Origin of the sequence: Paenibacillus humicola, assembly GCF_028826105.1 — a bacterium.
In the GTDB taxonomy this organism is placed as follows: Bacteria; Bacillota; Bacilli; order Paenibacillales; family Paenibacillaceae; genus Paenibacillus_Z; species Paenibacillus_Z humicola.
The window spans coordinates 379,543-402,303 of record NZ_JAQGPL010000001.1 but is presented as its reverse complement, the minus strand read 5'-3'; the positions used below and the strand labels follow the sequence as shown (position 1 = coordinate 402,303).

At 56.7% G+C, this 22,761-nt stretch carries 23 protein-coding genes; 8 read left to right on the top strand and 15 right to left on the bottom strand.

Annotation, left to right across the window (positions count from 1 at the left end):
- Positions 1–227: 227 nt before the first annotated feature.
- Positions 228–815: a guanylate kinase gene (locus PD282_RS01870; RefSeq protein WP_274648697.1), complete on the bottom strand. Its 588-nt coding sequence runs from the start codon at positions 813–815 to the stop codon at positions 228–230.
- A 376-nt stretch (positions 816–1,191) separates the two neighbouring features.
- Between PD282_RS01870 and PD282_RS01865 the strand changes: the two genes are divergently transcribed.
- The 3 genes from PD282_RS01865 to PD282_RS01855 all read left to right on the top strand — a co-directional run bounded on the left by PD282_RS01865 (position 1,192) and on the right by PD282_RS01855 (position 3,702).
- A complete protein-coding gene (locus tag PD282_RS01865; protein ID WP_274648696.1) occupies positions 1,192–1,392 on the top strand; it encodes a PspC domain-containing protein in 201 nt (66 codons plus the stop codon).
- 54 nt (positions 1,393–1,446) lie between these two features.
- Entirely contained in the window at positions 1,447–2,163 is a 717-nt protein-coding gene (locus PD282_RS01860) for a PspA/IM30 family protein (protein WP_274648695.1), read from the top strand.
- Positions 2,164–2,415: 252 nt separating this feature from the next.
- Entirely contained in the window at positions 2,416–3,702 is a 1,287-nt protein-coding gene (locus PD282_RS01855; protein ID WP_274648694.1) for a glycoside hydrolase family 18 protein, read from the top strand.
- 132 nt (positions 3,703–3,834) lie between these two features.
- On the opposite strand, the gene PD282_RS01850 is transcribed toward PD282_RS01855, so the two are convergent.
- Positions 3,835–3,999, bottom strand: coding sequence for a hypothetical protein (locus PD282_RS01850; RefSeq protein ID WP_274655486.1), 165 nt, complete (start codon positions 3,997–3,999; stop codon positions 3,835–3,837).
- Between the two features lie 229 nt (positions 4,000–4,228).
- Here PD282_RS01850 and thpR point away from each other — a divergent pair, with 229 nt between their 5' ends.
- On the top strand, positions 4,229–4,834 hold the full coding sequence (thpR, locus tag PD282_RS01845) for an RNA 2',3'-cyclic phosphodiesterase (protein WP_274648693.1): 606 nt from the start codon (positions 4,229–4,231) through the stop codon (positions 4,832–4,834).
- Between the two features lie 124 nt (positions 4,835–4,958).
- Here the strand turns inward: thpR and PD282_RS01840 are convergent, their stop codons facing one another.
- The 4 genes from PD282_RS01840 to PD282_RS01825 all read right to left on the bottom strand — a co-directional run bounded on the left by PD282_RS01840 (position 4,959) and on the right by PD282_RS01825 (position 10,140).
- Entirely contained in the window at positions 4,959–6,632 is a 1,674-nt protein-coding gene (locus PD282_RS01840; RefSeq protein WP_274648692.1) for an FAD-dependent oxidoreductase, read from the bottom strand.
- Positions 6,633–6,752: 120 nt separating this feature from the next.
- On the bottom strand, positions 6,753–7,181 hold the full coding sequence (locus PD282_RS01835) for a hypothetical protein (protein WP_274648691.1): 429 nt from the start codon (positions 7,179–7,181) through the stop codon (positions 6,753–6,755).
- Positions 7,182–7,330: 149 nt separating this feature from the next.
- Entirely contained in the window at positions 7,331–9,124 is a 1,794-nt protein-coding gene (locus PD282_RS01830; protein ID WP_274648690.1) for a glycoside hydrolase family 2 protein, read from the bottom strand.
- A gap of 119 nt (positions 9,125–9,243) precedes the next feature.
- Positions 9,244–10,140, bottom strand: a complete 897-nt coding sequence (locus tag PD282_RS01825; protein ID WP_274648689.1) for an AraC family transcriptional regulator — start codon at positions 10,138–10,140, stop codon at positions 9,244–9,246.
- A 140-nt stretch (positions 10,141–10,280) separates the two neighbouring features.
- Between PD282_RS01825 and PD282_RS01820 the strand changes: the two genes are divergently transcribed.
- The 4 genes from PD282_RS01820 (at position 10,281) to PD282_RS01805 (ending at position 12,808) form a co-directional block, all read left to right on the top strand.
- Positions 10,281–11,054 carry a phytanoyl-CoA dioxygenase family protein gene (locus PD282_RS01820; RefSeq protein WP_274648688.1) on the top strand — a complete coding sequence of 258 codons (774 nt, stop codon included), beginning with the start codon at positions 10,281–10,283 and terminating at the stop codon, positions 11,052–11,054.
- A gap of 154 nt (positions 11,055–11,208) precedes the next feature.
- Entirely contained in the window at positions 11,209–11,757 is a 549-nt protein-coding gene (locus tag PD282_RS01815) for a superoxide dismutase family protein (protein ID WP_274648687.1), read from the top strand.
- Positions 11,758–12,146: 389 nt separating this feature from the next.
- Positions 12,147–12,410 carry an AbrB/MazE/SpoVT family DNA-binding domain-containing protein gene (locus PD282_RS01810; RefSeq protein ID WP_274648686.1) on the top strand — a complete coding sequence of 88 codons (264 nt, stop codon included), beginning with the start codon at positions 12,147–12,149 and terminating at the stop codon, positions 12,408–12,410.
- Positions 12,410–12,808 (top strand): type II toxin-antitoxin system death-on-curing family toxin, encoded by a 399-nt coding sequence (locus PD282_RS01805; RefSeq protein WP_274648685.1) that lies wholly within the window; start codon positions 12,410–12,412, stop codon positions 12,806–12,808. The genes PD282_RS01810 and PD282_RS01805 overlap by 1 nt, the downstream gene beginning before the upstream one ends.
- A 207-nt stretch (positions 12,809–13,015) precedes the next feature.
- On the opposite strand, the gene PD282_RS01800 is transcribed toward PD282_RS01805, so the two are convergent.
- The 9 genes from PD282_RS01800 to PD282_RS01760 all read right to left on the bottom strand — a co-directional run bounded on the left by PD282_RS01800 (position 13,016) and on the right by PD282_RS01760 (position 22,466).
- On the bottom strand, positions 13,016–14,299 hold the full coding sequence (locus PD282_RS01800) for an ArsB/NhaD family transporter (RefSeq protein ID WP_274648684.1): 1,284 nt from the start codon (positions 14,297–14,299) through the stop codon (positions 13,016–13,018).
- A 33-nt stretch (positions 14,300–14,332) separates the two neighbouring features.
- Positions 14,333–14,995 carry a class II aldolase/adducin family protein gene (locus PD282_RS01795; protein ID WP_274648683.1) on the bottom strand — a complete coding sequence of 221 codons (663 nt, stop codon included), beginning with the start codon at positions 14,993–14,995 and terminating at the stop codon, positions 14,333–14,335.
- A 34-nt stretch (positions 14,996–15,029) separates the two neighbouring features.
- The gene (locus tag PD282_RS01790; protein ID WP_274648682.1) at positions 15,030–16,304 is read right to left on the bottom strand and encodes a TRAP transporter large permease; all 1,275 of its coding nucleotides are present in this window, start codon (positions 16,302–16,304) and stop codon (positions 15,030–15,032) included.
- Complete coding sequence (locus tag PD282_RS01785) at positions 16,304–16,828, bottom strand: TRAP transporter small permease (RefSeq protein WP_274648681.1); 525 nt, start codon at positions 16,826–16,828, stop codon at positions 16,304–16,306. Before PD282_RS01785 ends, PD282_RS01790 begins: the two co-directional genes overlap by 1 nt.
- 108 nt (positions 16,829–16,936) lie before the next feature.
- Positions 16,937–17,965 (bottom strand): TRAP transporter substrate-binding protein, encoded by a 1,029-nt coding sequence (locus tag PD282_RS01780; protein WP_274648680.1) that lies wholly within the window; start codon positions 17,963–17,965, stop codon positions 16,937–16,939.
- Between the two features lie 97 nt (positions 17,966–18,062).
- On the bottom strand, positions 18,063–19,088 hold the full coding sequence (locus PD282_RS01775) for a zinc-dependent alcohol dehydrogenase (RefSeq protein WP_274648679.1): 1,026 nt from the start codon (positions 19,086–19,088) through the stop codon (positions 18,063–18,065).
- Between the two features lie 39 nt (positions 19,089–19,127).
- Positions 19,128–19,769, bottom strand: coding sequence for a GntR family transcriptional regulator (locus PD282_RS01770; RefSeq protein WP_274648678.1), 642 nt, complete (start codon positions 19,767–19,769; stop codon positions 19,128–19,130).
- A gap of 35 nt (positions 19,770–19,804) precedes the next feature.
- Positions 19,805–21,172: a four-carbon acid sugar kinase family protein gene (locus PD282_RS01765; RefSeq protein WP_274648677.1), complete on the bottom strand. Its 1,368-nt coding sequence runs from the start codon at positions 21,170–21,172 to the stop codon at positions 19,805–19,807.
- Positions 21,173–21,206: 34 nt separating this feature from the next.
- Positions 21,207–22,466, bottom strand: a complete 1,260-nt coding sequence (locus PD282_RS01760) for a ribulose-bisphosphate carboxylase large subunit family protein (protein ID WP_274648676.1) — start codon at positions 22,464–22,466, stop codon at positions 21,207–21,209.
- Positions 22,467–22,761: the final 295 nt, after the last annotated feature.

The following is a 22,761-nucleotide window of genomic DNA, read 5'->3' as shown; positions in this document are numbered from 1 at the left end:
GGAACCCGAACGGACTCGCAAAAAGAAGAAGCCGCCTCGCAGGCAGCTTCTGGAAAGTCCATGGTCCTATGCTTTTTTTTTCGATTCGTCCGCGGCGAAACATCCGGTATTTTAACGGAACAGCCCCTGCAGCAAGTCGAGCTTTTTACGCAGTGCCGGACCGTCACTTAAAAATCGTTCAGCCCCGCCGCAGAAGCGGCGGGGCTGAATATGGATTGCGGCCCGGGTCAGTCTCTTTCCTCCAGGTTGCGCTGCAGGTAGTTTTCCAGCGTATTCGTAATGTCGAATACCGTATGGGCCAGATCGTAATTTTCAAAGGCGTGCTCGCATGCGGACTGATACGCCATGTCCGCTTCGTACCGGCTGAGACGGTCGGCAATGACGTCTTCGGCAAGACCCGCCTTCCGCTGCCGCTCTTCCACCGTCGGGCGGTCGGCGTAAATAAACAGCCGAATGACGCGGTCGCCGTAATATTGCTTCAGTTTTTCCGCTCCCTCGGGGTTTAAGATCAAATAGATGCAGCCGTTCTTCTCGAAGCTCAGCTTGATGTCTTTTCCCCTCAGTCCGTACCGGTTGCTGCCCAGCATCACGCTTTCGATCAGCTCGCCGCCGGCTTCCAGCTGGTCGTACAGCTCCGGCGTAATAAAATGATAATCCTGCCCGTTTACTTCCCCCGGTCTCGGCTTGCGCGTCGCATACGACAATACCTTGGCCATGCCGAACGTCTGGCCGACGCTGTCCGCAACCGTTTTGCGCCCGGAGCCGTCCGGCCCCGTAAAAACGAAAATAAGTTCCCGATCCTTCAGTTCTTCCATCGGCGAAAACCTCCCTGATCGTTCAACTTTGGGTACGCTGTCTGCGGCATTCATCCTTCCTGTATGGATTAGTATACCAAGACCATTCAAATTCATCAATTTCTTGTCAAATTTGCGAGATTTAGCGGTAAATATCGGCCTATTCGCGGATTTCCGCACCGTTTTGCGGCGGCATGACGAGTTTGCTTGGCGGTAAGCAATCCCGCGCCGATGCGCCCGCCCCGCGACGGTCCTGAGGTCGGATGCCTTCCCCGCCTTAAGGCCGGCTTCAAAAACCGGCGCGGGTCGGTTTTGCCGGCTTCCCGGACGTCCTACAATAAAGCTATCAGCCGAAAGCGGCTCAACACTCCGCTCGTGCGAAAGGAGATTGCATGCGATGCATAAAAAATTGTACTTGTCCCGGTCGGACCGAATGATTACGGGACTGTGCGGCGGCGTCGCCGAATGGCTTGGCACCGGCGCCGGACTTGTCCGGGTGCTGACGGCTGCCGCCGCCCTGTTCAGCTGCGGAACCGTGCTGGTCATCTACCTGCTCGCCAGCCTGGTCGTGCCGAAATCGCCTTACGGACTGCAATAAACGGGCTTTGCGGCTCCGGCCGCCTATTCATTCAATTAAAGGAGTGCATGAACAATGGGAGTATTGAACCGATTGATCGATATGACGAAAGCGGCCGCTCACGAGATGCTCGATAAAATGGAGGATCCGGCGCTGATGCTGAACCATTACGTCCGGAAGGCGCAGAGCGAAATCGAGAGCGCCGAGGTTGAGCTCGCCCGTCAGGAAGCGCAGGCTAAAAGCTCCCGCCAGCAGGCGGCCGAGTTTGCAAAGCTCGCGGAGCTGTGCGAGACCAAGGCGATGGACGCCATGTCAGGCGGCAGCGAAGCCGGCGCCCGCGAAGCGCTGTCGCTGAAGCTGGGCTATGCGGAGAAAGCCCGCGAGCTCGAGCAGCTCAGCGCGGCGGCAGCGGCTCGCGCCGAGGAGCTGAAGCAGCGGCTGGAGACGGCGAAAGCCGAGCTCGCGGCCATGCAGAAGAAACGCGACGAGCTGATTACGCGCGTACGGCAGACGCAGGCGAAAGCGCAAACGTCGATGCCGAGCTTCAGCGGCGGCACGGGAGCAGCCGATTACGGCTCCGCGGCGCGCGGATTTCAACGGATGGAAGAGAAAATCGTGCATTGGGAAACGCAGGCCGAGCTTAGCGGGAACCGTTACGGTTATACCGTTCCCGTATCGGTCGGCGGCGCCGTTTACGGAGGCCCGGCGGCGCCGGCCGAGCATCCGGCGCGCGAAGCCCAAATTAACGAACAGCTCGAGCGGCTGCGCAAGCGGCTGTCGGCATCGGAATAACCTTCATCGGCCTTCCGGCGGCCGGACGCGATTTAACGATCGCGTTTGGCGGCCGGAAGGCTTTTTTCATCGGTAACTTTCTTCGCTCTCGAACCGATGGTAGTTACTTGCTTCGCCGCCAATAAACAGCGTCAGCCAGGAGCCAGCGGTTTGTCGGCTGTCGGTCTGATCGCCTTCCGGCATGGACCGGGCGTTCTTCGAATATATATGAACGATGAGCAATCGGAAGGTTCACGTTCAAGGAGGAGAACGATGCAAATTCACGTAGTTCGTTCCGGGCAATCGCTGTACGGGATTGCGGGCGCTTACGGGACCACGGTCGCCGAGCTTGCCGAAGCCAACGAAATCGATCCCGCGCAGACGCTGGTCGTCGGACAGGCACTCGTCATTCCGATCGCCGGCCGGTATTACTGGGTACAGCCGGGCGATACGCTGGCTTCCATCGCCGGCCGGTTCGGGACGACCCCGGCAAGGCTCGCCGAGGTGAATGCGCTGGACGTAAACGCCCCGCTGCCCGTCGGCCTGCGGCTGTACATTCCCCCGGCGCCGAAGCGGGATGCGGAAATCAACGCCTACGTCGAACCGCGCGGCCAGCAGGTGGCGCCGAATTTGACGCGGTCGGCTCGCGAGGCCGCGCCCCATTTGACCTATTTGGCGCCCTTCAGCTTCCGGATCAACCGGGACGGCACGCTGCAGCGGCCGCCGCTGGACGATTTTCCGGACATCGCCCGCAATCACGGCGTGACGCTGATGATGGTCGTCACGAATTTGGAGGGCGACCAGTTCAGCGCGGAGCTCGGGCGGATCGTGCTGAACGACGAGGCCGTGCAAACCCGCCTGCTCGATACGATTATCGCAACGGCGCGGGAACTCGGCTTTCGCGACATTCATTTCGATATGGAGCATTTGCGGCCGGAGGACAAGGACGCCTACAACCGTTTTCTGCGCAGGGCGGCGGAACGGATTCACGCGCAGGGCTACCTGATGTCGGTCGCGCTGGCGCCGAAAACGAGCGCGGCCCAGGCGGGGGAATGGTACAGCGCGCACGATTACGCGTCAGTCGGGGAAATCGCCGATTTCGTCGTCATTATGACGTACGAATGGGGCTACAGCGGCGGCCCGGCGCAGCCGGTGTCTCCGATCGGCCCGGTGCGGCGCGTGCTCGAATACGCCATCACCGAGATGCCCGCCTCGAAAATCATGATGGGGCAAAATCTGTACGGCTACGACTGGACGCTCCCCTTCGTGCCCGGCGGTCAATACGCCAGGGCGATCAGCCCGCAGGAGGCGATCCGTCTGGCGCGGCGCGAGCAGGCGGAAATTTTGTACGACACGGAAGCGCAGGCGCCGCATTTTAACTACTGGGACCGCGAGGGCAGGCAGCATGAGGTCTGGTTCGAGGACGCCCGGTCCATTCAGGCGAAATTCGACCTGTTGAAGGAGCTCGGCATCAGGGGCATCAGCTATTGGAAGCTCGGGCTCAGTTTCCCGCAGAACTGGCTGCTGATCGACGATAATTTTAACGTGGTCAAACGTTAACCCCCTGAATTCCCTTTTGATAATCACATACCCCTGTGAACTCCGCGACAGCCGGAACAGGTTTATCCCTGCTGCAGCCGCGCAAAAGGCCCCCATCCTGGATAAGGACGGGGGCCTGCTTATTCAAGCCGATTATTCCTGCGTTTGCTGGCGGTTCGCCTGATTGGCGTTTGCCTCATTCTCGTTAGCCTCTTCGGCGGCGAATTCCGCATCGTTGTCGCCTGCGACCGGCATTTTGTTCAGCTCTGTCGATTGCACTTCCGCTTTCGTCGCATGCTCGTTTTGCTCGTGTGCCAAAATGTCACCTCCTTTGCGCTGTGCAGTCTGCGCTTGAGGCGCAGCCCGCCGGGCTTCTTGTGCCACTTTAGGTAGGATGTCCCGAACGGAGAGGATTTATTCACATTTTTGGCGAATAATGGCGGGTGGTGGACTGACGCCGTGTGCATGCCCTTATTAAATGGCGGAGAAAAGCTCGGGTTATACTAGCTGAAGCCGTAAAACGATCCCATGCAAAGGAGTTCACTTCATGTCCGATTCTGATGACCTGCGTCTCTTTGCCGCCGTCCCGCTGCCGGACGAGCTGAAGCGTGCCGTCGCCGACTGGTGCGGCCCGATCGCCAAGGAACTGCCGTTCCGCAAGTGGACGGTTCCCGCCGACCTCCATATTACGCTGCAGTTTCTCGGCAGCACGCCGCCCGGCCGGATTCCGGGCATCCGCCGAGCGCTGCAGTCGGCGGCAGATCGGGTCCCGCTCTTCGAGCTGACCGTCGGACCGCCTGGCCTGTTCGGCCGCCCGGGAAATCCGTCCGTGCTGTGGGCCGGCGTCGGCGGAGCCGCCGACGCGCTCGGCCGCCTGCAGGAGCTGGTGTCTGAAGCCTTGGCTCCTCTCGGCTATCAGCCCGACGAGCGCGCATACCGGCCGCATCTGACGCTGGCCCGAACCTATTCCGGGAAAGAGCCGCTGGAGAAGACGAAGCTTGCCGGCTTCGGCATCCCCGGCGGGGGCGGCCTGCGCTGGACCGTGTCCGAAATCGCGCTGTATATTAGCCGCCTCGGGCGCAGACCGCCGCAGCCGATGTACGAAGCGGACGCTTTTTTCCCGCTCGCGGGCGGCAGAGGCGAAACGCCTTGACCGATTGTCATCAGCGGGCATGGCCGGGCCGGTAGGCGCCGAACGCCGCGGATGAAGCTCGGCGGCCCTACGCGCTGGATCGGCCCCGTACGATCCGTTTCCGGGCGTCGCGGCATCCGCCCGGTTAGGCCCGGCAGAGAAGCCGAGCCAGCGCGTCCGCAAGGCCGCGCGCCGTCCCGTCGGCCGCTGCGCCTCGCCAGCCGATAAACCCGTCCGGCCGGATCAGCGCCGCTTCTCCCGCCCCTAGGCGATAGCTCCGGGCGAAGTCCCCGTCCGTCTCCTCGGCCAGTTCGCCGCCGTCCCCGATCAGGAAGGCGGCGACATCAACGCCAAGCAGGCGGCCCGCTTCCCGCGCTGCCTCGCGCCAGGCGGTCCCGTCCGGCCCGGCCAGCAGCACGAAGCGGCCGCCGAACAGGTCCAGCGTGGAAAGCCGGCTCTCGTCCTGCAGGAGCCATACATGAGGGGCGCGCGTACCCGGCTCCGCCTTCGGCTCGAGCTCGGCCGGAATCGTCGGTTCGCCGGCGCTGCCGCCGATCACGGCGGCCGACGTGTAGCGGTAGCCCAGCATGACGGCAAGCATATCGGCCGGAGCCGGCGCGCTTTTATCGGGAATGACGTTCATGATTCGGAGCATCCCCGAATCGGCCATCCGCCCGGCCTGCAGCACCGTCGCTGCGGCTACCCGATGCCGCTCCTCGTGATACGTCGCAAGCAGCGCGGGACCGGCCGTACCGTTAAGGACGGTCGCCAGCTTCCACGTCAAATTGTGCGCGTCCTGCACGCCGGTATTGGCGCCGTATCCGCCCGACGGCGGCATCACGTGCGCGGCGTCGCCGGCGAGAAAGATCCGCCCGGCCTGCAGCGACTTCGCCGTGCGCTCCGCCGATTCCCACGGCAGTGCGCTCAGCACGACGACGTCCAGCCCCGGAATGCCAAGCGCCGTCTCCACGATCCTTCGGCACCGTTCCGGCGTATACTCCCCGGGTATCTGGCCGGCCTCCGGAAAGTACGAAACGTGGTAGCACCAGCGGTCCGCGTTGTTGATCGAAACCAGCATGCCCGGCGCATCGGGATGCGTAATATTCATGATGCTGAATTCGCGTCCCTCCACCCATTGGCGCAGGTCGGCCTGAAAATAAATATTGATGTGATTGCCGTGAGCGCCTCTTCCTTCCATTGAAATGCCGAGCGACTCCCGGATTCCGCTCTTCGCCCCGTCGGCAGCGATCATATACCGGCTGCGAACGGTCGAACGCTCGCCGGACGCCCGGTCCAGAATGACGGCTGTCACGCCCGCTTCATCCTGCTCGAACGACTCGAGCTCGGTGTTGAAGCGCAAATCTCCGCCCTGCCGCCGCGCTTCGCCCAGCAGCACGGGCTCCACGACGTCCTGCGTACACCGGTTCCCGGCCACGGGGCTGAGCGCTCCCGCCTGCTTAAACATGCCGGCGGCCGCCTGCTTCAGCTGTTCGGGAAGCCCGTTCTTCAGCAAATCGAGTTCGGCGGATGCGAACGTCTCCGCCGTATAAATTCCCATGCTTTTGTTTAAGTCCCGGCCTGCCTCGCGGATCGCCTCCTCCAGCCCCAGCCAGCGGTACAGCTCCATCGTTCGGATATTGAAGCCGCGTGCGCGGGGATGAATCGATGTTCCGGGATGCCGTTCCACAAGCAGATACGGAACCCGGTAACGGCTTAGAAAAAGCGCGGCCGACAGGCCGACAAGCCCCCCTCCCGCAATGAGCACCGGTACTTGCTCTTGATTCGCCTTCTGATCCATCTCATCCAACTCCTCTTTCATGCGAATGCATTTCCTAAGAAAAGGATACGGGACAATTTTGAACTCATCATGAACGGATTTCTGTTTTCGCGACCGGGATCTGTGCTTTGATGGGGAATCTTCGGCATACAGCCCTGTTCCCTATTCTTTTGTGGTAATATAAAACGGTAATTTAAGGGAGCGATGGAACATCCTTAGTTTGCTGAGAAAAATAAATCTGTGGGCGTTTTGGTGTTCACTGTCAGGCTGGGGAGCGTTTATGCTGTTCGCTTGGGGCGGAAATGCCCGGTTCATCGAAAGCGTAACGGGCGTTCCTTCATTTGATCTTCTGTTCGTATTCTCAATCGCAAGCTTCCTCCTCGCGGCATTTGGTTTATCAAGTATGAGAGGGTGGCTGTCTGCTGTAAGAGGGATCGCCGCGCTCGTTTTATCTGCTGCATTGCTTCTCGCATCCGCATTTACCGCAGCGGCCGGAAAGCTGTTCGGATGAATACGAAGAGCCGGAGACGTTGTCTCCGGCTTGATGCCCTGACCTTCGGCAAATCCTATTGAGCCCGCATGCTGTTCCATCCGCTGTCAGCGGTGCACAACCCACCTGCTTCTCGACGACTTTCCGCGTCACCGCTGAGGCGGCTTGATGCATTATCCTGTCTCGTACGCTTCGTCTGCTCCGCACGCTGCCCTGCCGCGCACGCTTCTTCTCGCACGCCGCCCTGCCGTCACACGCCGGCGGCTTCAGTCGCTTCGTCCTTTGCTTCGATTGCCGCCCGCTTCGCATTGACCGCCCGGATGATGGCCGGGTCGAACTTCGGCTTGCGGTCGTACGTGTACAAGCCATTAACCTCCTGCTCGATATCGTACAGCTGCGTATAGCAGAAGCCGAACATGTTCGGGTTGTCCAGCAGCGCGGTTGTCAAACCCTCGTAGCGGGCGAGGAACTCCTCTTCGCTTGTAGGGCGGTTGCCGTAGCCCCACGCTTTGTCGTCCTTTTGCCCCGGATTCCACCAAATACCGCCGTATTCGCTGACAAAATAGGGCTGCCCGCCGTATTGCTGGCGTTTCTCGAATGTCACGAACACGTCCCCCTCCCCGGAGGCGAGCGATTCGTAGCGGGCTTTGAACGTTTGCGGATCCTGGTCGTAGTCGTGCACGTCAAAAATATCCGTCACGACGTGGTAATTCCCGCTCGTATCGATAACCGGGCGAGTCGGATCGAGCGCTTTGGTCGTCTCATAGACGATGCGCAGCACGTCGTTATCCTGCCGCGCTCCGTTCGCGGCATCCCATGTCTCGTTGAACGGGCACCAGCCGATAATGCTCGGGTGGTTGAAATCTCGCTCGACCCCTTCGGTCCACTCCGGCAAAAACCGTTCCAGCCCCTTGGCCGTCGTAATGTCGAGGCCCCAGTTCGCGTGCTCGCCCCAGACGAGGTAACCGAGCTTGTCGGCCCAGTAAAGAAAGCGCGGCTCGAACATTTTCTGGTGCAGGCGCGCGCCGTTAAAGCCGAGGCCCATCGAAATTTCGATGTCCGCCTTCAGCGCTTCGTCGGAGGGCGCGGTATAGATCCCGTCCGGGTAAAAGCCCTGATCGAGCACAAGGCGCTGAAATACCGCTCTGCCGTTGATGCGGAACGCCATGCCGTCCAGACCGACCGAGCGCAGGCCGAAATACGCTTCCGCCGTATCGATCGTTTTCCCGCTGCCGTCTTCGAGGGTCAGCGTCAGATCGTACAGCTCCGGCGCGCCCGGCTGCCACAGATGGATTTCGCTGAGCGCGAGCGACAGCCGCGCCGACATCGCACCGAGCTTAACCGAAGCGGCGCCCGTTGTCCGGCCGCCGAAGCGCGCTTCCGCGCCGAGCCGGAGGCCGGCGGTCCGCCCCTTGACCGACGCTTCGAGATGCACGCAGCCGTTCTCGGGGTCCGGCACAATGCGGACGGAAGAAAGATACGTCTGCGGCACGGCCTCCAGCCAGACGGTCTGCCAAATGCCGGTCGTCCGCGTGTAGTCGCAGCCCTGCGAGTGATACGCGCCGCACTGCTTGCCGCGCGGCTGCAGGCCGGAGCGCACGTCGTCCTCGGCATACACAACGACCGTGTTTGAGCCGCCGAATTGAAGCGCTTCCGTAATGTCGAAGGAAAATGCGGTATACCCGCCCCGGTGCCCGCCGACCCGTCGGCCGTTCACCCACACCTCGGCTTCATAATCGACCGCGCCGAAATGAAGCAGCACCCGGCCGTCCGACCAGGCGGCCGGCGCGTCGAACTCGCGTTTGTACCAGACCGCGTTCATAAAATCGGCATTCCCGATGCCCGACAGCCTGCTCTCCGGGCAAAACGGCACGAGAATCGACTGTGCCAGCGGCGCCCCGCTCTCCGGCAGGCCGCGTTCCTTCCCGCTGCGCCCGGGATCGGTCTCGAACTGCCACGTTCCATTCAAGTTCAGCCATTTCTCGCGGACCAGCTGCGGTCTCGGATGCTCCGGACGCGGAATTTCCGTTAGGTTTTCGCTCACGTTTCATTCCTCCATTAGTTAATTATAAGATTAATTATTAAGCTTGAATTGCCCATTATTATCGTATATCGGACCGTAAACCGTGTCAATGCAAGCTAATAAATTAACTTAACAATTAACTAATCGAAAATGCGGAACGATTCCGCGGTGCCTTCCCGCCTGAAACGGGCCGGCGTCGTCTTCATGACCGCACCGAACGTTCTCGTAAAATAATGCACCGACCCGAAGCCCGTCCGGTCCGCGACCGCTTGGATCGACAGCTCCGTGCCGAGCAGCAGCTCCGCCGCTTTGCGCACGCGCCGGCTGCGGACGAAGTCCGTAAACGATTCGCGGATGCCGTCCGAGAACAGCCGGGACAAGTGGCGCTCGGACATATTGATATACGCCGCCACCTTGCCGAGCGACATATCGCGGTCCCCCAGATTGTCCTCGATATACAGCTTCGCCTGCCGAAGCACCGGCGAGACGGCCGGCCGGTACCGCTGCCCCGCCGCCGGTTCGCTGCCGCCGCCGAACAGCTCCGCGAAGGAAAGCAGCAGCGAAGCGGTCAGCTCCGGCAGCAGCTTTTCAGGCAGCGCGCCCGGCCGGCCGGCCTGCACCAGCAGCGATTTCCACAGCATCGCCGCCGGCAGCTCGTCCCCGCCGGGGATGCATACCGTCTCCGTTTCCGCAAGCGCCGCCATCGACTCGCGGGCATGCTCGCCGCACGCCTGCTCCTCCATCTCGAAAGCGACGAAGATGAGCAGCAGCCCGGTCGCGGAACGAATCTGGTGGACGATGCCCGGCCGCGAGCAGAACAGCGTTCCTTTACCGAGCCGGTATTCGCTGCCGTCATCGGTGTATTCGCCCTCGCCGTCCAGCACGTAGCAGACCTCGAAGAAGGAATGCTTATGCACCGGATTGGAATAATGATTCGGATCGATTCCCCAATAATGCACGTTAAACGCCGCCTGTCCCGACCGCGGCCGAAAAGCGAAGCGGTTCAGCCTGGCTTCGCTTTCTTTCCAAAGATACATGTGCGACCGTTCCCCCTTCATCATGGCGTCAAAAGACAAAACGTTGTCCTGCGGCGCTAAAGACCCGCAGCCTCCGCAGGCATTACAATAAAGGCAATGAAGCGCATGCAAGCGCGGCAAACAATAGGGAGGCTTCTACGGTGATTAAAGCACAGGATGCGGAATTTTACAATGAACAGGGCTACCTGCTCGTCAAAGGTGTTTTCAACAGGCAGGAGGTCGAAGCGATGCGCTCCGGCGTGGAGGGCATACTGAAGCGGGCGATCGAGCAGAAGCGCGACGGCAACCATGCCTGGCAGGGCGATTTCGTCCCGCCCGAAGAGATGAAGAAGCTGGTGTTGAAAGGCTTTCACGACGTGCATTACCATGACGCGGCGTTTACGCAGGCTGTTGTACATCCGAATATGACGGCGATTTTGTCCCGGCTGATCGGCCCGAACGTGCAGCTGCACCATTCCAAAATGCTTGTCAAGCCGCCGGAGAACGGCGCCGTTTTCCCGATGCACCAGGACTATCCTTATTTTCCTCATGAGAAGCATACGATGCTGGCGGCAAGCGTTCACCTGGACGACGCCGACGTGGAGAACGGCTGCCTGCATGTCATTCCCGGCTCGCATAAAAGCGGCCCGCTGCCGCATGTCGGGCGCCATTACCTCGATGCGAAGCAGTATCCGGTATCAAGCGGTATCGCTTGTCCGGCGGAAGCCGGGGATGTGCTGTTCTTCAATTATTTGACGATTCACGGCTCCCCGGCGAACCGCAGCGAGCGGACCCGTCGCAATGTACTGTTCCAGTACCGGAGCGCGACCGATTTTCCGACTGTGAACACGCATTTCGATTGGGGCATGGGCCTTATGGTATGCGGGGAAAATCCGAACCTCGACAAGGTAAGGCCCGATTTTGAAATCAAATAACGGGAGGCTCGCCGGATATTCCGTTCGCGAAGGCTCGCAGGCCAATAAGCCTGCGGGCCTTTTCCCGCTGCGGGATATGCTTCGCCGCATTGTTTTCCAGAAAAAGGGGAATGCTAAGTAGGCAGTTCAAAACCGCATCAGGAGGAACATGGACATGAGAACGTTCGCCGCAATTACCTGCGCAGGCGCACTCAGCCTGCTGCTGGCCGGATCCGCGCTCGCGGCGCCGCAGGCTGCCGCATCCGAGCCCGGAGCGGCACCGGTTTCGGCCAGCTTGATCGATACGAAAGGGGCATCGGTCGGAACCGCCGTCATCACCCAGCTGGGCGATACGGTCCGGCTGCATGTCGAAGCGAAAAATCTCCCTCCGGGCGTACACGGGATTCATTTTCACGAAACGGGCGTCTGCACCGCACCCAGCTTCGAATCCGCCGGCGCGCACCTGAATCCGCAGATGAAGCAGCACGGCTTCAACAATCCGAAGGGCTTCCATGCCGGAGATTTGCCGAATATTACGGTTAAGCCGGACGGAACGGTAACTGCGGACATCGAAACCCGGGTCGTCACGCTCGAGAAGGGCTTGCCGAATTCTTTGCTGAAGCCGGGCGGAACGGCGCTTGTCATTCACGAGAAGGCGGATGACTACGTCACGGACCCTTCCGGCAACTCCGGTAGCCGGATCGCCTGCGGGGCAATTCGGTAACGAATTTCGAGGCATGCGGACGGGCGCCTGATGGAAGGACATGCCGGCGGACAGCCGGCTTTCCTGTCCGTCCCGACCCCTCACTTCCGAAAGCGCTGGAAAGTAAGTCTGATTTCCGGCACCGTGGACGATGATTTTCATATTCGAAAAACGGCCTCCGTTCGCATCGATTGATCACGAAGAGGCCGTTTTTTCGTGTTCGCCTAATTGCGAGATTCGTGTTCTAGGGAGGCCGGACGAATGCACGAAATATCGTGTTAGATGCAGATGTCTTGTTCGACCCTAAGCGGCTTTTTGCACTGAAGTGCGCTGTAAAAAACATTTATTTTTTTCTGTATTTATGTATAATTGTTATAACAGTTCAACATTATTACTAAGGAGAGAATATAATGAACAAGGTGATAACGATGGAACGTAAAGTATCAAAATTCGGAAATAGCCTCGGTATTACGATGACTGAGGCATTAAAACAAGTAGGCCTAGACTTAGGTGATACCGTTCGTGTTGATGTGCGTGAAAGTGAAGGTGAAATTGTCATTAAGAAAATTCAAAAAGTATCTTTGCCTACTGGAATCAGTTCTGACTTTTTGGATACACTTGCAGAAGTTATGGGTGAGTACGATGAAACGTTGAAGGGGTTAAAGGATAGATAATGAATTCGATCCGTTTTCTCTCTGTACCAGAGGTTATAGCAATTAATGTAGCTGTAATTCAAAAATACAGCCCTGGAGAGCAAATTGGGGTTAAGAGCCAAAGCCTGTTAGAATCAGCAGTATTTCGTCCACAAACATCTGTTCTTGGTGAAGACGCTTATCCAACAGTATTCAAAAAAGCCGCAGCTCTGTTTGAATCCTTAGGGCAAAATCAAGCTTTTTATAATGCTAATAAACGAACAGCCTTTACTTCATTTGTAATTTTTCTAAATTATAATGGCTTTCGTTTTAAAATGGATAACAAAGGAGCCGAGGATCTCACCGTTGATATGGTCGAGCATAGGTTCGGGCTAGAACAAATAGCAGAAATAATAAAATTACATTCCCATCAGAAGTAAAAGGGGCCGTCTCAGATTAGGGGCTATTTCGACCCCCGTTTCCGGCCCTCGCCTTGTTCGACGCTGTGCCGGAGAAGCCGGTTCCAGCCGTCCGTGATATTTTTGTCAAATCATCGGCGGCCAACCGCTGCATCGGCTCGATCACGGCGTTTCCTATCGTTCAAGAAAAGCGGCGGAGCAAGATTAGCTCCTGCACCGCCGATCCTATTAAAGCAAATATCTCAAATAAATATAAAGGCTGGAGATTGCAATCGATAATAGCATAAGCGGAAACGCATATTTCAAAAATTTCAGAAACGTTATCGGGTATCCCTCTTTGGCTGCCAGGCCCGCCGTAATCAGATTGGCGCTGGCCCCGATCAGCGTCCCGTTTCCGCCAAGGCAGGCTCCCAGCGCCAAACTCCACCAAAGCGGCTCGAGATTCTCGATCCCCATGTTTCCCATTTCCTGAATCAAGGGGATCATCGTAGCCACAAAAGGAATATTGTCCATAAAAGCGGAGGCGATGGCGCTCATCCAAAGAATAAGCATGGCCGTTGCCGTTAAATTGCCCCCCGTGAGCTCAATCGCCTTTACAGCCAGATCGCTGATTACCCCTGTATCTACAAGTGCTCCAACCAGTATGAACAAACCGACAAAGAAGAAAATCGTCGTCCATTCCACCCGGGAAAGTGCTTTCTCCATCGCATGCTCGCCGGCGAGCAGCAGCAGCAGGAAAGCCCCGGACAGAGCCACCACCGAGGATTCCACATGCAGGACCTGGTGAAGGGAAAATCCGCATATGGTGATGCCCAAGATGACCAAACAGCGAATGAGCAGCGGTTTATCGGTAATGAGTCCGCTCTCGTCCATCTCCATAATCCCGCGCTTGTGCGACTCGTCCGTCTCGAGTTTCTTGCGAAACAAGAGAACAAACAGCGGGAGATGAACGGCCATAATCAGCATTACGATCGGGGACAGGTTATGGATGAAGGCCATAAAAGTAAGCTCTTTCACCGCGCTGCCGATCATAATGTTGGGAGGGTCGCCGATCAAGGTTGCCGTGCCGCCGATATTCGACGCCAGGATTTGCGTGAATAGGAAAGGGAACGGATGCAGCCGAAGCTGCCTGGCTACGCTGAATGTAACGGGCACCATAAGGAGCACGGTCGTGACATTGTCCAGAAATGCGGATGCCAACGCCGTGATCACGGCCAGCGCCAGCATAATACGAACCGGCTCTCCCTTTGCTTTCTTGGCTGCGGCAACCGCGATGTAAGTGAACAAACCCGTCTTGGCGGTGATACTGACGATGATCATCATCCCGACCAGCAATCCCAGCGTATTGAAATCGATATGATGGACGACTGCCGACTCTACGTTTACAATACCGAGAATAACGACGAGCAGTCCGCCGAGCATTGAGACGATCGTGCGATGAATTTTTTCGGCGATGATCATTCCATAGGTGACCAAAAAAACGGAAAGTGCTAGAATTGCCTGTTGTTCCATGAATCCCCCTTGCCTGCTGCCCGAAAAGCCGTTTCAGAAATTCCAGTTTCTTCTCGGCTTATACGCGGCATTCTCGATAAAAGCCCGCTCCGTTTCGGGAGGCAGTCCAGACATCGGTATGTCTGCCGATTGCGAAACGATCAGCATGCGGCATGCCATTTCGAGCGTTTGCAAGGCCATGCGGGCTTCTTGTACAGAAGTGTCGTAAACGAGGACGCCATGATTTTCAAGCAATAAAATATTCGCCAATTTTGCCTTCTCGCGCACACCTTCGCCGAGCGCCTCGCTGCCCGGATGATAATAAGGCACGCGTTCCACCTTCTCCAAGTAATACATGGATTCGATGAACCAGTTCGTCGGGATTGCGAGCTTGGAAGCCGCGACCAGCGTGCTGTAAAACGGCGATGCGTGGAGCACGGCATTGATTTCCGGACGGCTTTCGTAGACAGCCCGGTGCATCGGAGTTTCTTTGGAAGCTCTCCGTCCTGAGGCGGCATACGTATTGCCGGCAAGATCGCATTCAATCAGATCCGCGTCATCCAGCTCGCCGAGAAATGTTCCGCTGGCGGTAATGAGGTAGCGGTCTACTTCGGTTCTTGCACTGATGTTTCCGGAGTTCCCCCAGGCCAGCTCATATTCCATCATATACTTGCCTGTATGCTGCAGCTGTTTCCTTACCGTTTCTACATTTGGCATGCGATCTTGTCCTCCAATGTTAAGCGACAGACACTTAGTTTAATAAATTCGGAACGAACATCGAAATTTGCGGGAAATACGTAATTAAAAGCAGCATCAGTAAGAGCGCGACATAGAAAGGCGCCATCCCTCTGGTTAACTGCAGCAAATTAATTTTCGCAAGCGAGGCTGAGATGAACAGATTGATGCCCAGCGGCGGCGTGCACATGCCAAGCGCCAGGTTGACGATCATAATAATGCCGAAATGAACCGGATCGATGCCAAGCGTGACCGCAACAGGCACAAGCAGCGGCGCCAGGATGATAATGGAGGCGTTCGTTTCCATGAACATGCCGACTACGAGCAGGAAAATGTTGACCAGCAGCAAGAAAACGAGCGGATTGTCGGAAATGCCGATGAAGAACTGAGCGACATCCTGAGGAATTCCTTCCCTCGTCAGTATCCATCCGAATAAGCCTGCGCTCGCCAAAATGAACATAATGGCCGACGTCGTGACGACGGATGTAGTCAGGATATTCATGATTTTGCCGATTTTGATTTCACGATAGACAAGCGTGCCGACGATAAAAGCATAAGCTACGGCAATACCCGCGGCTTCGGTAGGCGTGAAGAAACCGCCGTAAATGCCGCCAAGGATGATGACGGGCATAAGCAAAGCGAGGAATGACTCCTTGAACGCAATCCACAGCTCTTTCCCCGATTTTCTTTTCTCTTTCGCATAGCGGCGTTTCTTCGCAATAATAAAAACGGTGATGATCAAAGACAACCCGATCATGATTCCCGGCAGGAAGCCGGCCATGAATAAATCTCCGATCGACGTTTCCGTCGAAATCCCGTACAGGATCAAAGGAATGCTAGGAGGAATGATAACTCCGAGTTCGCCGGAGGCGGATTGAACGGCACCCGTGAAATTCCGATGGTACCCCCGGGAGATCATGGCCGGGATCAGAATGCTGCCAAGTGCGGCCGTCGTCGCCGCGCTTGATCCCGAGATGGCCGCGAAGAACATCGAAGTCACGACGGTGACAATGGCCAAGCCTCCGGAAAAATGACCCGTCAACGCGTTCGCGAAGGCAACGAGCCTTCTGGATATCCCGCCATGCTCCATTAATACCCCTGCCAGAACAAAGAAGGGGATCGACATGATGGGAAACGAATCGATCGATGTGAAAGAGCGTTGAACCAAGACGACTAACGGCGTTCCACCGTTCCATAAAATCGCCGTTGCCGCCGCAAGACCCATGGAGATTGCGATCGGAACGCCAAGCGCAAAGAAGATGATAAGGCAGACGAATAGAATGATTCCCATTACAGCTGCTCACCTGCCTTAAGGGCTTCCGAAACTTCCGACGTATCAAGGTCGTCCGTCGTCAGGAATTCGATAATAACGGCAATCGCGTTGATGATCATTAGTGCGGCTCCGATCGGAATGGCCATATAAGGGATGTCCATAGAAACGCCGATCCCCGCCGAAGATTGTTTGCCTACAATACCGACCATATCCATCCCTTTGAACAACAGCATGAATAAAAACACGAGGGAGACGAGCATCACGACAATGCGAAGAACCTTTCTTACTTTCGGCTTCACGCTTTCAATCACAATCTCAATCGCAATCATTTTATGGTTGCGCAGCGCCAGAGAAGCGCCCAGAAAAACCGTATAAACCATCAAATACCGGGCGGCCTCCTCGGACCATGTGAGCGGATAGTCGATGACAAACCGGCAAAAAACTTGAACGACAATGATGACGGACATCACGGCGAGCATCGAACCGACCACGATGCCCACGACTTTGTTCATGATGTCGACGCCCTTCATAAATGCTTTCATTGAGGTAATCCTCCTGATGAAGAAATGGCCCGTTTCCTTCGGAGGAAACGGAAACCGGCAGCCATACGAACGGTTATCGCATGGATGCCCGCATTACTCCGGATTTGCTTATTTCACGTTCATGATGCTGTCATATAATTCCTGACCGTACTTTTGGGCAAATTCGCCGTGAACGGTTTTTGCTTTCTCCATGAAAGGAGCCGTATCGAGCTCTACGACTTCCATGCCGTCTTTCTTGAGGGAATCCAGCAATTCAACCTCTTGTTTGGCAACCAGATCGTTCTCAAAGGTCGTCGCTTCTTTCGCCGCTTCTTCGACCGCTTTTTGCTGATCCGGACTCAGCTTCTGGTAGGTGATATCGCTCATCGTCAGCAAGACGTAACCGTATACATGGTTGGTCAGCATGAGGTGGGATTGAACCTCCTGAATCTTGTTGCTGGCTATCAAAGCGAACGGATTTTCCTGAGCGTCGATGACACCCGTCTGCAAGGAAGAATACACTTCTCCGAAAGCCATCGGGGTCGGCGATGCGCCCATCGCTTTCCAGGCTGCAATCGAAGCGGGAATTTCAGGAACGCGGATTTTAAGGCCTTTCAAGTCTTCCACTTTCTCAATTTTCTTATTCGCAGTCAATTCGCGGGGACCCCTTACCCAGAAATCAAGGCCGCGAACCTGCGCATTCGTAAGCAGGTCGGCTTTCAGCTTCGTACCGATATCGCCATACAGCACTTTTTCCATATGATCTTGATCGCGGAACAGGTACGGAAGCTCCAAAATGGAGAACGGCTCATAGAAGTTCGATAATACGCCCGCTACAAGCGCGAAATCGACGGAGCCCAGCTGCATGCCTTCAATCAGGTCACGGTCGTTGCCGAGCGTTGAGCTCGGGTATACTTCCACTTCAACCGTGCCGTTCGATTTTTCCTTTACCAGTTCGGCAAACTTAAGCGCGCCTTTATGCCATGCATCCGATTCGCCCGTGATATGTCCAAGTCTCAGCTTGACGGCTTTGCCCGAACCTTGATTTCCCGAAGCATCCGGCGCTGCCGCTTTGTTTCCGTCACTTTTCCCGCATGCTACAGCGCTTACAAAGAGCAGCACGATCATGACCGAGATTGCAATCGTTTTCTTTAACACGGATTGTTGCCCCCCATATGAAGTGTGATGAAAAATCTTGGTGTAACAGCCGGCCCCCGCCTCACAGGCTGAAGCCAGCCTCATTCCAATACGCGGACTAATCGAAGGTGACCAGCACTTTAAGCGAGGATTCTTCCTTTTTGTCGACGATCCGGAAGCCGTCCGCCGCCTGCTCCGGAGACAAACGGTGCGTAATAATAACGCTCTTGTCGACGACGCCCGAAGCAATCATATCGATCGCAGTTATTGTATCCTCGCGGGTATACGTCATGCAGCCGACAATTTCTTTTTCTTGATTTTGCAGGTTATGGATGTTAAACGTTTGGTCGCCGTGGAACATGGCGATCGTGACGACGCGTCCGCCTTTACGCAGAAGCGCGAGCGATTGATCGATAATTCCGGGAACGCCTGCTGCAACCAATACCTTGTCGAAGCTGCCGCCGACAAGCCGCTTTGCTTCTTCCGTCCATTCCTTTTTGTTCCTGATGTTCAGGGTGTGCGTGGCGCCCATCTTCAGCGCGCCTTCCAGCGCATAATCCACAATATCGGTCACGAGAAGCGCTGTTGCTCCCGCAGCCTTCGCCGCCGCCATGGCCAGAAGTCCGATCGGGCCCGCGCCCAGAACGGCGACCTTATCTCCTACTCCGATCCCCGCTTTGCGCACGGCATGAACACCGACGGCAAATGGCTCGACAAGCACCCCTTGCTCAAAATCCATCGTGTCCGGAAGCTTGAACACCGTTTGCTCCGGCGCAACAAAATATTCCGCCATCGCTCCGTACCAGTTCCCGATCCCCGGCGCTCCGCGATTTTCGCAGAAATTGATTTTGCCGGTCAGACAGTATTCGCAGGCGCCGCAGCCGGTTTGCGGTTCGACCGTCACGCGGTCGCCCGCCCGGAAACGGGTGACCGCTTCGCCGACCTTCACCACCTCGCCGGAAAGCTCGTGTCCGATAATAACCGGCGGCTTGCGAAAAGGGTGAAGCCCTTTGTACGTATGAAGATCCGAGCCGCAAATTCCGGCCGCCTTCACCTTGATCAGCACATCGCCCGCGGCAACCGGCGGTATATCCACTTCTTTGACGATCACGCTGTAAGCGTCCTGCACATAAACCGCTTTCATGGTTGTCCTCCATTTCATCTTCGCCAGCTGCTTCTTGATTTACAAAAACATTTTCTTCTTGGAGCTCTGGAGATGCTCTTGCATCCTCCCGATGCTCTCGGGCTTGCCTTGCTTCAGAAGCTCGTAAATTTCGACATGGTCCTGCCAAAACCCCACCATTCGGTGCGGATCCTTCCGAAGATGGCGGAGCGTGATCCGGATCAGATGATCCTGATAATTCATCAGAACGCGGTAAACCTCTCCATTGCCGGCGAACCGGCACAATAATAAGTGAAATTCGTGATCGGCTTTGCAAAAGGCTTTAATGTCCAGCGTTTTGACGATGGCTTCGGTTTCCCGAAGGTTCTTCAGCAGCAGATCGCTTTGTTCTTCATTGAGCCGGCCCAAAACCGTTTGGACGTTGTAGGTTTCCAGGACCGTCCTGAGATCGTAGATATCGATGATCCGATTAATTGCCAGGTCGTTGATAATAATCCCCTGCTTGGACGATACCGTCACGAATCCTTCCGATTCCAGACGGGTAAGCGCATTTTTGATCGGGGTTTTGCTCATCTGAAGAATTTCAATTAACTCCCGCTCCGATAAAAAGCGGCCGGGCTCGAACCGTTCGTCAAGGATGCGCTCCTTGATCTGATCGTAAGCAATATCTTTCAGCAGAATGCCTGTACCTTTCCCTTCCATTGCCTGCTTTCCCCTCTCTCCTTTTCTTGTCCTTATTATAGACCGGCATCCCGTACACGGGCGAAATAATCCGGGCCGCCGAATTGTCCGCCTTTCAAAGCGAGCTCGATTCCATCCATGCCGGCATCCTCCGAATAGACCCTGCATAAGGGGGCGCCTGGCGAAATCGGGGCCAGCATCTCCATCCCATAGATCCCCATTTCGCCGGTGACGAATCCGGAGGTATCGCCGCCTGCGATAACGACCCTTCTTAATCCCGCTTCCTGAATGATCCGTTTCGTCCATCTCCCGAGCTGCCGGCCGATGTGTTCGCCTGTCAGCGAGCCTGCAATTCCTTGCGCCGACAACCGGTCTCGAGTCTCGGCAATGGAAGCGTCCTCGGGACCCAGCGCCGTATAAAGAACCACGCTCTTCCCGCCGCTCAGCATGCGGACCGCTTCTTCCAGCATCGCTCGAGGAATGCTCTCCGAATCGGCGAGCGCCGCGGCAGGAATGCGAATCCCGTGAAACCCCTGATCGATGGCCGTTTCAATCTGCTTCCGGCTGACCGGCGAGGCGCTTCCGGAAACCGCCAGAATATGGTTCGCCGGCTTCAAACCGGCGGAATCGGCTGTCCGCCCGGTTTTGGCAATCCCCGCTTTCTCCCAGACGGCCGTCATCGCATATTCGACGCCGGACGAGCCTACAACGAACCGCTGGCCACCCTGAGCCGCATCCCAGATCAGCTGACCGCTTGTCAGAAGCGTGTCTTCGCCCAGAACATCAAACAGCAGGACGGATGGCTCTGTACTCAGCTTCCGCCGGTATCGTTCGCTCACGAGGGACGGATCGCCTTCAAGCTCCAAAATATTCATGAGGCCGATCTCCTCGTCCAGCTGCTCCTTCAGATGAAGCCGCAAATCCGCTTCGTGCATCGGCGTGACGGGATGGCGGGACATGACCGGATGGCGGTCCAAACGGTATACTTCTCCTTCCATTCGGGCAAAGTGCTGGCCAAACAGCGTATACCTTCCCAGTGCAGGCGCTCCGACCAGCAGCGGGACCGTCCGTTGACCCGGAAAGAAGCCGCGCGATACCCGGATCGCTTCGCCGATGCTGCCAATGTCAGGGGACGAGTCGAAGGTGGAGCAGGTTTTATAATGAACGACCGGCGCATCCAGAAGCGATAATCGCTCCATCGCCGATTCTACTTCCTTCTTCAGCTCAGGCCGACTTTTCGCTCTGCTTGTTCCGGCGACGCCAACGCAGCGGATGCCCTCAAAACGGCTTAGCATGTCCGGCGACGGGGCTGCGAGAAACAAAACCGTCCTGTGACCGCTTAGGGCCAGAGCTTCCATGGCATCCGTAGATCCTGTAAAGTCATCCCCGTAGAAAGCGAGCAGAAGCTGTCTGTTTTTACTCATCGTTTTACTCCTCCAGGCTGTTTGCCCTAAACGGTTACTTCCTGCCGAACACCCGCATGGCTTCCCGCAGTTCCGGGCGTGACTCGGCATAAACGGACAATTCGATTTCCTTGACGGCAGCTTCCCAGCCCTGCTGCATGCTGCGCACGCCTTCGGCAGCTCCGCCCGGGTGAGCGAGAATTCCGCCGCCGGCCAAATGAATGACGTCCACCGTTCGAGCGGCGCGGTAAGTCGTGACGGCGCTGCCCGCCCATTGTGCCGAGGAGAGCACCGGCATAACCGTATATCCGCCCAGCATAGGCTGCAAACAGTCCTTAATGGACCGGACTACGGATGAATTGGATTCCGAGAACTTGCTGTCCAATCCGTTCGTATGCAGATGGTCAACCCCAGCCAAGCGGCACAGCTTCTGGTAAGCGGTGAAACTCATGCCCAGCAGCGGGCTTCGCGTCATGGCCCCCCATTGATTCCGGTGACCGTGAATGGGCAGTTCGGCATACCGGCGAAGATGGGCCACACCTGCCAGACCGACGCTGTTGATGCTAACCATCACGCAAGAGCCGCCTTCCTGCAGAACGAGGTCATGGTTCCTTTTCATTTCATCCAAGTCGTCCGTGATGTTAAAAGCGTACATGACCATTTTGCCATTGCGGTCAGCCGCTCTCTTCAATTCATCCATCACGGCCCGAACCCTTTCTTCGAAAGGGGCGTAAGGCGGATTCGCGCACAGCTCATCATCCTTGATGAAATCAAGCCCGGCATCGGCAAGCTCTCGAACGAGCGGCCCGTAAGCCTCCGCCGGTAGGCCGACGCTCGGTTTGACAATCGTACCGATCAGCGGACGTCCGTGCACGCCGGCTATTTTACGCGTTCCTTCAATACCAAACTGCGGTCCCGGGTATCTGGCTGCAAAAGCGGGCGGCAATTCCAAATCGATCAGACGCAATCCCGAGAATTCCCGCAGCTCGTATAAATTGCCTGCAACCGTAGAGAGCAGATTCGGCAGCGAGGGCCCGAAGTTGTGGAGAGGAAAAGATAGTCGTACTATAGCTCTTCGATAGACCGGATTCTCCATATCCGGCGCAAGATAAGCCCCCGGCAGCGCCGGCGAGCCATGCTCCTCCAACGCTTCTATACTTAGGATCCTCGCTTGGTGAAGCGCTTTCAGTTCGGCCGTCTCTCCCGGCACGGATACGAACGTCCCCGTGGATTGTTCGCCGGCCATCACTTCAGCGGCCCTTTGCAGCGAATGCGGAGTTTCGATGAGATACGTTGCAATAACCTCTTGATCCATCTTGTCAACTCATCTCATGAGGGTAGTAGAATTTAAATTAGATCTAACATAGATCTATGTTGTATCTTGACGATTTTTATCATATATTTAGCGCTTTCACTTGTCAACAGGAATAATATTACACCACGTAGGTAAATCCTTATCGATGAAATAATCATGGTCATTCTAACGCTTCTTGGCGACAGTCGAACGCGCAAAAACGGACGCGCAACGAGCCGGTCTTAGCCGCTTGCTGGTGAAGGACTTGCGCCCATTCCGGCGATAAAAGAACGCGAGCCGCTCGGCCGGGAGAACA